Origin of the sequence: Stenotrophomonas sp. Sm2128 (assembly GCF_030985535.1) — a bacterium.
GTDB classification, from domain to species: Bacteria; Pseudomonadota; Gammaproteobacteria; order Xanthomonadales; family Xanthomonadaceae; genus Stenotrophomonas; species Stenotrophomonas maltophilia.
This window is the reverse complement of record NZ_JAPTFQ010000152.1, coordinates 1-2,195: the sequence shown is the minus strand read 5'-3', so window position 1 is coordinate 2,195 and position 2,195 is coordinate 1. Positions and strand designations below refer to the sequence as shown.

The window sequence follows — 2,195 nt, the reverse complement described above, 5'->3', positions numbered from 1 at the left end:
GACCGTTGGTCGGCACGGATCTCGCTCTGGTAGGTGTCGACCTTGGTCGACACGGCTTTTGTAGAGTCGAGCCGTGCTCGACTGTTTCTGGCCTCAAGCCAGATAGACCTGCCCGTCGCGCACGTCCACCGGCACCGCACGCAGGCGGTCGCCCTTGCAGGGTCCGGCGATGCAGTCGCCGCTGTCCAGCGCGAACGAGGCGCCATGCGCGGCGCAGACCAGGTTGCCTTCACGGCTCTTCAGGAACTGGCCCGGGGCCCAGTCCAGGCGGCGGCCGGCGTGCGGGCAGATGTTCAGGAACGCACGCACCTGCGCGCCGTCGCGGTACAGCACCAGCGATTCGGCATCGCCATCAACCACCGCTTCGACCTCGGCAAACGCGCCATCGGCAATGGCATCAAGGGCGATCAGGGCGGCAGGGGCAGTCATGGCGAAGGCTCGGACAGTAAACCCGCATTGTCGCACGCCCACTCAGGTGACTGGCTGCGACATGAACACAAGTCATTGATCCGTAATAAGCACAGGCTATATTTAACGAGTTTTTCACTCAATGACAGTGGCGCGTCCCGATACTCTGGTTTCGCTGATCCCAGCCTATCGAGCCGCCATGTTCAATCGCGCATCCGCCTTCAACCAGTTCCGCACCCTGTTCGCGCCGCGCAAGCCGCGCCATCCGTTGGTGCGCGTTGCCGTGGGCCTGCTTGGCCTGGCGATCCTGGCCGCGATGGTGTTCATCGGCGTGTTCGTCGGTGCGGCGATGATCCTGGTGGGCCTGGCGTGGAAGCTGCTGGCCTCGCGCAAGCCGGGTGTTGCCCGTCCGGTCGACCCGACCGTGGTCGAAGGCGAGTACCGCGTGGTACGCAAGCCGGTGTTGCCGGCCTCGCGCTGATCCACCTCCTGCGCGCCCGCTGACGGCGGGCGCCATGCGTTCTAGACTGCGGGCACGCCCTTCCTGGATGCCCGCATGTCCGATGTCTCCGATGTGATCCCTGCCGTAGCCCTGCCGCGTGTACCGGTGGTGGGCGGTGGCAGTTTCCCCGTGCACCGCATCTACTGCGTCGGCCGCAACTTCGCCGACCACGCCCGCGAAATGGGCGCGGCGGTGCCGGCGGCCGATGACCGTGGCCGCCCGATGTTCTTCAGCAAGCCGGCCGATGCGATCGTGGTCGGCCATGACGACGCCATCCCCTACCCGCCGGCGACCGCCAACCTGCACCACGAAGTGGAGCTGGTGGTGGCGATCGGCCGTGATGCGCCCGCAGGCGAACTGGCCGTGGCCGATGCCGAAGCACTGGTCTACGGCTACGCCGTCGGCCTGGACCTGACCCGCCGCGACCTGCAGGCTGCGGTCAAGGACAAGGGCCACCCGTGGGACGCGGCCAAGGGCTTCGATGCCTCCGCGCCGATCAGCGAAATCGTCCACGCCGAAGAGGTCGGCGACCTGGCCGCGCTCAACCTGTCGCTGGAGGTCAACGGCGAGGTGCGCCAGCAGGCGCTGCTGGACCAGATGATCTGGAACGTGCCGGAGATCCTGCACGAGCTGTCCAAGCTGTGGCAGCTGCGTGCCGGCGACCTGGTGTTCATGGGCACCCCGTCCGGCGTGGCTGCACTGAAGCCCGGCGACCGCTTCAGCGCGCGCCTGGAAAACGTGGCCGAGCGCCACGGCGTGATCGCCGGCTGACATCACCTGCGCTACCCTGCGCGCTGTCCACTTCCCCACCGGAGAAAAACAACAATGGGAATGCTCACCGAGTTCAAGGAATTCGCGATGCGCGGCAACGTCATCGACCTCGCCGTCGGCGTGGTGATCGGCGCGGCCTTCGGCAAGATCGTGACGGCGCTGGTCGAGAAGATCATCATGCCGCCGCTGGGCTACCTGATCGGCCGCGTGGACTTCTCCAGCCTGGCCTGGACCCTGTCGCCGGCCCACCTGGGTCCGGATGGCAAGGAGATTCCGGCCGTGGTGGTTGGCTACGGCGACTTCATCAATACCATCATCCAGTTCGTGATCGTGGCCTTCGCCATCTTCATCGTGGTCAAGGCGATCAACCGCCTGTCGCGCAAGCAGGAGGCTGCACCGGCCGCACCGGCCGAGGAAGTGGTGCTGCTGCGCGAGATCCGCGACAGCCTGAAGAAATAAGGCGGCAGAACGGTAGTGCCGGCCGCTGGCCGGCAAGGCCAGCACATACGGAAGC

4 protein-coding genes are annotated in these 2,195 nt (G+C 66.4%); 3 read left to right on the top strand and 1 reads right to left on the bottom strand.

Features of this window, described 5'->3' with window-relative positions:
* Positions 1 to 93: 93 nt before the first annotated feature.
* Entirely contained in the window at positions 94 to 429 is a 336-nt protein-coding gene (locus O0K41_RS22185) for a Rieske (2Fe-2S) protein (protein WP_099530139.1), read from the bottom strand.
* A 178-nt stretch (positions 430 to 607) separates the two neighbouring features.
* Here O0K41_RS22185 and O0K41_RS22180 point away from each other — a divergent pair, with 178 nt between their 5' ends.
* From O0K41_RS22180 to mscL, 3 genes are all read left to right on the top strand, one after another.
* On the top strand, positions 608 to 889 hold the full coding sequence (locus O0K41_RS22180) for a hypothetical protein (RefSeq protein WP_005410817.1): 282 nt from the start codon (positions 608 to 610) through the stop codon (positions 887 to 889).
* A 75-nt stretch (positions 890 to 964) separates the two neighbouring features.
* Positions 965 to 1,681 (top strand): fumarylacetoacetate hydrolase family protein, encoded by a 717-nt coding sequence (locus O0K41_RS22175; RefSeq protein ID WP_197592446.1) that lies wholly within the window; start codon positions 965 to 967, stop codon positions 1,679 to 1,681.
* Positions 1,682 to 1,735: 54 nt separating this feature from the next.
* The gene (gene mscL / locus O0K41_RS22170; protein WP_014038282.1) at positions 1,736 to 2,140 is read left to right on the top strand and encodes a large-conductance mechanosensitive channel protein MscL; all 405 of its coding nucleotides are present in this window, start codon (positions 1,736 to 1,738) and stop codon (positions 2,138 to 2,140) included.
* Positions 2,141 to 2,195 lie beyond the last annotated feature (55 nt).